The 6,982-nt window shown below is 59.4% G+C and carries 6 protein-coding genes and 1 tRNA gene; 3 read left to right on the top strand and 4 right to left on the bottom strand.

What is annotated here, in order from left to right; genetic code table 11:
• Positions 1-77 precede the first annotated feature (77 nt).
• A tRNA-Gly gene (locus AC1Q9F_RS26210) sits at positions 78-153 on the top strand.
• A 179-nt stretch (positions 154-332) separates the two neighbouring features.
• Positions 333-1,721 (top strand): MATE family efflux transporter, encoded by a 1,389-nt coding sequence (locus tag AC1Q9F_RS26205; protein WP_492621258.1) that lies wholly within the window; start codon positions 333-335, stop codon positions 1,719-1,721.
• Between the two features lie 63 nt (positions 1,722-1,784).
• On the opposite strand, the gene AC1Q9F_RS26200 is transcribed toward AC1Q9F_RS26205, so the two are convergent.
• The 4 genes from AC1Q9F_RS26200 to AC1Q9F_RS26185 all read right to left on the bottom strand — a co-directional run bounded on the left by AC1Q9F_RS26200 (position 1,785) and on the right by AC1Q9F_RS26185 (position 5,847).
• The gene (locus AC1Q9F_RS26200; RefSeq protein ID WP_492621257.1) at positions 1,785-3,524 is read right to left on the bottom strand and encodes a dipeptidase; all 1,740 of its coding nucleotides are present in this window, start codon (positions 3,522-3,524) and stop codon (positions 1,785-1,787) included.
• Between the two features lie 195 nt (positions 3,525-3,719).
• Entirely contained in the window at positions 3,720-4,358 is a 639-nt protein-coding gene (locus AC1Q9F_RS26195) for a LysE family translocator (RefSeq protein WP_492621256.1), read from the bottom strand.
• A gap of 1 nt (position 4,359) precedes the next feature.
• Positions 4,360-5,130 (bottom strand): 2OG-Fe(II) oxygenase, encoded by a 771-nt coding sequence (locus tag AC1Q9F_RS26190; RefSeq protein ID WP_007952184.1) that lies wholly within the window; start codon positions 5,128-5,130, stop codon positions 4,360-4,362.
• A 90-nt stretch (positions 5,131-5,220) separates the two neighbouring features.
• Complete coding sequence (locus AC1Q9F_RS26185) at positions 5,221-5,847, bottom strand: alanyl-tRNA editing protein (RefSeq protein WP_492621255.1); 627 nt, start codon at positions 5,845-5,847, stop codon at positions 5,221-5,223.
• Between the two features lie 90 nt (positions 5,848-5,937).
• On the opposite strand from AC1Q9F_RS26185, the gene AC1Q9F_RS26180 reads away from it, so the two are divergent.
• Positions 5,938-6,933, top strand: coding sequence for a LysR family transcriptional regulator (locus AC1Q9F_RS26180; protein WP_064598590.1), 996 nt, complete (start codon positions 5,938-5,940; stop codon positions 6,931-6,933).
• Positions 6,934-6,982 lie beyond the last annotated feature (49 nt).

Here is a 6,982-nt window from a genome sequence, read left to right as displayed (position 1 = left end):
TCCCCTTCGTCTAGTGGCCTAGGACACCGCCCTTTCACGGCGGTAACAGGGGTTCGAGTCCCCTAGGGGACGCCATTGCGGGAATAGCTCAGTTGGTAGAGCACGACCTTGCCAAGGTCGGGGTCGCGAGTTCGAGTCTCGTTTCCCGCTCCATATTCACAAAAACGCCGCTCAGTGATGAGCGGCGTTTTTGTTTGTGCGTTTTTTGTGTTTGCTGAGCTCTGTTACAACTTTCCTACGGTGAATCCGTGATTTGCGGAAGCGTCTGACAGCCAGCCATCGATCAATTCTGAGATAACGTCCGCCCCGTCAGCCCTGATGGTTGAATCGGGGTGATCGATTTCGAGGATCTCACCTTAATGTCACAAACGATCAGACCTCCCTGCCATCTGCACGAGATTCGAGCAACCGCATGGCTGTCGCTTCCGTTGGTCATAGGGCACCTGTGCGCAGGGCTGATTGCTTTCGTGGACAACCTCATCGCGGGCAATCACGGCACCGATACCTTGGCTGCCGTCACGCTCGGCACGGCGTTGTTGTGGCTGCCGATGCTGGTGCCGATCGGAACATTGATTGCGCTGACCGCTTCAGTCGCCCTTTTGCACGGCGCGAATCGAACAGGCGAGATCGCGCCGATCTTTCGTCAGGCGCTGTGGCTCGCGGTGTTCATGGGAGTGCTCATGTTCGGTTTTCTCAGCCTTGCGCCGTTTCTGCTCGCGCCTGCCGGGATTGCGCCGGAGATCATTCCCGGCGCGCAGGCCTTTCTGGAGGCGGTGCGTTGGGGAAGTCCGGCACTGACCCTGTTTTTCTGCATGCGCTATCTGTGCGAAGGGATGCACTGGATGCGTCCGACCATGGTCTTCGGTTTTGGCGGGCTCCTGCTGCTGGCGCCTTTGGGTTACGTGCTGACCAATGGCAAGCTGGGTTTTACCGAGCTGGGTGCACAGGGGCTGGGCATTGCTTCGGCAGTGATGATGTGGCTGCAAGCGCTGCTGTTCGCTGTGTACCTCTGGCGCGGCAAGTGTCTGGCGCATTTGCAGTTGTTCGCCCGCTTCGATCCGCCGCGTCTTGCCGGCATCGTTGATTTGTTGAGGGTTGGAATGCCGATCGGCATCGCGATTTTGACCCAGGGCAGTCTGTTCATTGTCACCTCGCTGCTGATTGGCCGCCTCGGTTCGACTTTTCTGGCTGCCCATCAGATCGCGGTGAATATGGCGCAATTGTGTTTCATGATCCCGGTTGCCGTGGCTGAAGCCACGACCGTTCGGGTCGGTCATGCGCTAGGGCGAGGTGATTCCAAAGGAGTCCGGCAGGCCGCCGGGGCAGGCTGCGTTATCGTCCTGGTCGTGCAAAGCCTTTCGGTAATGGTCATGCTGCTGGGCAATGAAACGATAGCGGGTTGGTACAGCGCAGATGTGGCGGTCACCGCACTCGCCTCGACGCTTTTGCTGTACGCCGCGGCTCTACAGTTTCCCGATGGTTTGCAGATGCTGTCCGCCGGTGCCTTGCGTGGTTTGCAAGACACTCGCGTGCCCATGTGGCTGGCGATTTTCTGTTACTGGGGTGTCGGCTTGCCGCTGGGTTGCCTGATGGCGTTCGGGTTGGGCTGGGGTCCGCAAGGTATCTGGTTGGGGCTGATCACGGCATTGACGTTGGCAATGCTGCTGATGGGGAGGCGGTTTTTCCTGCGCAGTCGAATGGACATGGCGGTCGCCGACTGAATTGAAAAGGCCCGTCGGTGGGAACCGGCGGGCCTTTTGTTCATTGTGGCATCGACGTACGGATCACAGTTTCGGCAGCTGCCCGATGCGTCCCATCATTTCGGTGACGATCTGCAGGTCCAGCAGGAACTGGTCAACGGTCTTGAACTCGCCATCGGTGTGACCGGTGTACTTGACCTCCGGTCGTGCCAGGCCGAATTGCACACCGTTCGGCAGTTCATGCACCGAGGTGGCGCCGGCCGAGGTGCCGAATTCGTGTTTCATGCCCAGATTCTCGGTGGCCACGGCCAGCAACGCCTTGACCCACTCGCCTTCAGGGTTGCGGTACATCGGTTCGGCGATCGAATAGTCGAAGTTCACCGCGACATGGTTTTTCTTGCTCCAGGCTGCCAGTTTGTCGGCGATTTCTGTCTTGAGCACTTCCGGCGACTTGCCCTTCGGCACGCGCAGGTTGACCGCGAGTTTGAAGGTTTTGTCGTCCATGCCGACGTAGGTCAGCGACGTGGTCAGCGGGCCCATGAAGTCATCGGCGAAACCGACGCCCAGTTTGCTGCCCTTGTAATCCAGACCCCAGTTGTCGGCGGCGTAGTGCGCAGCGTCGGTGATGTGGTTGTGCTTGAAGGCGATCTTGCCGTCCACGCTGTGAATGAAGTCGAGCATGCGGGCGACCGGGTTGACGCCGGACTCTGGTTCGGACGAATGCGCGGAAACACCGGTGACGGTGAGTTTGACGTCTTTGCCATCGACCTTGGCGGTCACTTCGAAATCGCCGCCATTGCGCTTGGCGTATTCAGCACCGGCCTTTTGCAGGCTGGCGGCAAGGTCGGCGGGTTTGTCGGTCACCAGCGTGACGACCGAAACCGATGGAATCTGGTTGGTCGCCAGGCCGCCGGTCATCGAGGTGATTTCCGCGCCTTTGCCCTCAGCCTTGCGCTTGGCGAACTTGGCCATGACCGTGCCGTAACCTTTCTCGGCAATCACCACCGGATAGCCGCCGTCCAGTGCCAGGTTGTACTCCGGCGTCGGGTTGCGTTCGAAGTAGTAAGGAATCGCGTCGCCGGTGGTTTCTTCGGTGGTGTCCACCAGCAGTTTGAAATTGCGCGCCAGCGGCAGCTTTTCTTCCTTGATGACTTTCATGGCATACAGCGTCACCACTATTCCGTTCTTGTCGTCCTCGGTGCCACGGCCGTACATGCGGTCGCCGATCAGCGTGACCTTGAACGGGTCGAGTTTGGTGCCGTCCTTCAGCACCCAGTTCTCCGGTGTTACCGGTACCACGTCGGCGTGAGCATGAATGCCGACGACGTCCTTGCCGCTGCCGTCGAGGGAGATTTCGTAAACGCGGTTGTCGATGTTGCGGTAGTTCAGGCCGAAAGACTCAGCCAGATCCTTGATCTTGGCGGCGATCTTGATGAATTCGGGGTTGTCGTGCTGATCGACACCGTCCTTGCGGAAGGTCGGGATTTCCACCAGTTCGCGCAGGGTGTCCAGGGCTGCTTTGCCGTACTTCACGCGGGTGTAGATACCGAGCAGGCGATGGATTTCGTTCTGTTGTTCGGCAGTCAGCGTCTTGTTGTCGATGAAGGCGCTGATGGCCGGACGCAGATCGTCAGTCTTGCTCAGGTCGTTCTTGGCCAGATCACCGAGAAACGCTCTGAAGTCGCTGACCTTTGCCTCATTGAAGGTCTTGAGGATGGTCGCGCTCTGCTGCTCGGTCAGGTTGGCGTGGGCTGGCAGTGTGACGGACGAAAGGCTGGCCAGAATCAAAGTCGACGCGGCCAGTTGCTTGAGTGAAAAGTCCATTGCTAAGGGCATTCCTTTGCAGGCAGTGAGTAGGAAGTGTCTGATCGAAGCGTCAGACGGTTTCGCAAACTAACACCACCAGCGAGTGATAGGGGAGCCCCCGAAGTGGGACGCGTCGCACAGAAATGCAAAAGCGGCGCAGAATCGAAAAAGCCCGCCCAATCTGTCTGGGTCGGGCCTCTCCGATCAGCATGTTTACATCGACAACACCAGACGCCCGGCAAACAGGATCAGAATCACCCCCATGCTGCGCTCGAACCAGTGGCCCATGCGCATGAACAGCACGCGCACTTTGCTGCTGGAAAAGAACAGCGCGACGATCACGAACCACAACGCATTCACCCCGCACATCCATAACCCGTACAGCGCCTGGATTTGCAGCGGTGTGCTGGCGCTGATGATCGTGGTGAAGATCGCCAGGAAAAACAGCGTGGCCTTGGGGTTGGTGGCGTTGGTCAGGAAGCCGGTGGTAAATGCCTTGAACAGCGATTGCTCAACCAGTGGTTCGTCGCTGGTCTTTTCGCCTTCCAGTGTCGTCTTGGGTTTGCTGCGGATCAGGCTGACGCCCAGGTAAAGGATGTAAGCACCGCCGACCACTTTGGCGACGGTCAGCAGCCAGGGCGTGGTGTGCATCAAGGCGCCGACGCCCAGCAGGGTGTACAGCACGTGCACGGAAATTCCCGCGCCGATGCCCAGTGCCGTGCAGATGCCGACCAAGCGGCCGAAACGCACACTCTGGCGGATGGTCACGGCGAAGTCCGGTCCGGGAGCGACCACGGCCAGAAAGTGGATGGTGGCCAGCGCCAGAAACTCGCCCAGGTAATTCGATGTCATTTCAGCTCCAGAAAGTCAGGGGTGAAGCATTGCCGCGATAACCGACAAAAAACGAAAGGCTCAAGCGCGGATCGGCCACACCCGGCGTTACCGAGTGCATGCGACGCGAATTGAACATGATGAAATCCCCCGGCTCCGGGCGTACTTCGAGTGCGGGCGGGCCGAGCAGTGCCGGGTCGATGCCGTAGCTGTCGCCGCGCATTTCGTCGAAGCGGTCCGGCGAGATGTCGTCTTCCCACATCTGCAACGCGCCGCCCTCGGTCGGCATGTTGAGGTAGACGTTGCAGGCGAACTGCGCCTCGAGACTGCGAGCCTGAAAACTCTCCGGAGCATCCTTGGCGAAGATGTCGTGATGGGCGAGGAAGCACACGCCCGGTTTCACCACCCGGGACAGGCCGACATACATCTTGCGACCGTAGAGGTTTTCCAGATGGGCGCCCGCCGGCCAGGATTCGTCGAGCATGCAGCGCAGGGTGTCGACCGGGGACGAGTAGGGCGCGCACCGGTTGCGCAGTTCGGCAATGTTGCTGGTGGCGCGCTCGAAGTAGTCTTCGATCAGCAGCGGCTGGTTTTCCGCCTCGTAGAACGCCATGCCGATGCGGCCGATGCTGGGGGCGTTGATGTAGCCCTCGAAGCCGGGGGCGAGAATCTTGTCGCCAATCTGGATCGCCTGCGCCTGGGGCAGAAAGCCCTTGACGCGGATGGCGAGGACTTCTTCGTTGGCCAGTTTTTTTATGCACGTCTCATCGAGACGCTCGACGTCAAGCATCATGGTTTCAGGTCCATCTATCGAATAGTCAACGGAACCGGCGAACGCGGTTCCCCCGGCGTCGGACGCTGCATCTGGCAGCGCCCGAAATCCTCAATCCACGCTGTAGTGGACGGACAACGTGCCTTTCTTCTGCGAAAGGGACGCGATCGTGACTGTGCCCAGATCCTTCAGGCTGCGTACATGGGTGCCACCGCAGCCATAGGCTGGCAGTTCACCGAAACCGATTTCCCGCGCGCCTTCGCGCAGGGACGTCAGGCGTGGCAGATCGTGTTCGATCCATTGCCCGATGCCGTATTGAACGATTTTTGCATCGACTTCCTGGGCCGAATCTCCGGGTTTGAACTGCACCCGGCCTTCGTCTGGCCAGTGGTGGGCCTTGATCGGCATCCAACCCATGGCCTGGACAAAGTGGCCGATCAAATGCCCGGCAGAGTGCATGCGGGTGTTGAAGCGGCGGCGTTCTTCGTCGACGCGAATCTGGGTCATGCCCAACGGCACCGACTGATCGACGAAATGAATGATCCGGTCTGGTTCCTGAACGACCCGCATAACCTGGCTGTCGCCAATCCAGCCGGTATCACAGGGTTGGCCACCGCCCTGAGGATGAAAAAGCGTGGCGCGCAACACAACGGCGAATTCGTTCTCGTGGGGCGTGCAGTCGAGGACTTCCACATTGGCCTTGAGGTCATCACTATGGAAAAAGAGGCGAAGCGTCATATTCCATGCCCTTATTAAAGTTTCTTTTTTAATTATATGAATCGTGCAATAACGTGATAATCCGTTCAAACATCAAAGGACTGTTGCGCTGTGAGCATAAATCTCCCGCTGCCGCTGCTCGGTGAAATGGCGATTTTCGTCAAGGTTGTCGAGACCGGCAGCTTCTCCGAAGCCGCTCGACAATTGGGCTCATCACCGTCGGCAGTCAGCCGCAGCATTTCCCGGCTGGAGAAGGCGCTGGCCACGCGTCTGCTGCAACGAACCACACGCAAACTGCGCTTGAGCGATGGCGGGGAAGAGGTGTTCAAGCGCTGCCAGGAAATGGTCAGCGCGGCGAAGTCGGTGATGGAGATCAGCGGCCAGTTCACCCACGAAGCCGAGGGGCTGGTGCGGGTCAGCGTGCCGAAAGCGGTGGGGCGTTTCGTGATCCATCCGCACATGCCGGAGTTTCTGCGGCGCTATCCGAAGGTCGATGTTGAGCTGTTGCTGGAAGATCGCCAGGTGGATCTGATCGACGATCATGTCGACCTGGCCATTCGCATCACGGATCGTCCACCGGCCGGATTGGTGGGACGACAACTGCTGACCATCGACCATTTGCTCTGCGCGACACCGCAATACCTGGCCGAACACGGGACGCCGACCCATCCCCACGACTTGCTCAACCACAGTTGCATCTATCTGGGCGAAACCCCGAGTGATGCGCGCTGGAAATTCAAGAAAGGCACCAAAGCCGTCACCGTCGGCGTGCGCGGGCGGTATGCCGCCAATCACACCGGCGTGCGCCTGGGCGCCGTGTTGCAGCACATCGGCATTGGCAGCCTGCCGTATTTCACCGCGCGTTATGCCCTGGAGCAGGGGCTGATCGTGCAGGTCCTGCCGGACTGGACGTTCCTGGCGTCTTACCACGGCGGGTTGTGGTTGCTGCACTCGCCGACGCGCTATCTGCCGCCGAAGCTGCGGGTGTTCATCGACTATCTGGTGGAGTGTCTGGAGAAAGAGCCGACCCTGAGCAAGCCGGGAAAGTCTGGCGGTTCAAAACCGTTGGCCGAGTACGAATTGCCCGAGAGTGAGGGGTTGCTTTGACCCGATAAAAAAGGCCCGCATGGATCACCATGCGGGCCTTTTTTAACGG

It is taken from the genome of Pseudomonas sp. GW823-FHT04A03 (assembly GCF_058796615.1).
This window is presented reverse-complemented; position numbering and strand designations above follow the sequence as displayed.

What these genes read in the sequence shown, in the direction of transcription:
- AC1Q9F_RS26200 (WP_492621257.1), bottom strand. Translation starts at nt 3,524, where the DNA reads ATGGACTTTTCACTCAAGCAACTGGCCGCGTCGACTTTGATTCTGGCC.
- AC1Q9F_RS26195 (WP_492621256.1), bottom strand. Translation starts at nt 4,358, where the DNA reads ATGACATCGAATTACCTGGGCGAGTTTCTGGCGCTGGCCACCATCCAC.
- AC1Q9F_RS26190 (WP_007952184.1), bottom strand. Translation starts at nt 5,130, where the DNA reads ATGATGCTTGACGTCGAGCGTCTCGATGAGACGTGCATAAAAAAACTG.
- AC1Q9F_RS26185 (WP_492621255.1), bottom strand. Translation starts at nt 5,847, where the DNA reads ATGACGCTTCGCCTCTTTTTCCATAGTGATGACCTCAAGGCCAATGTG.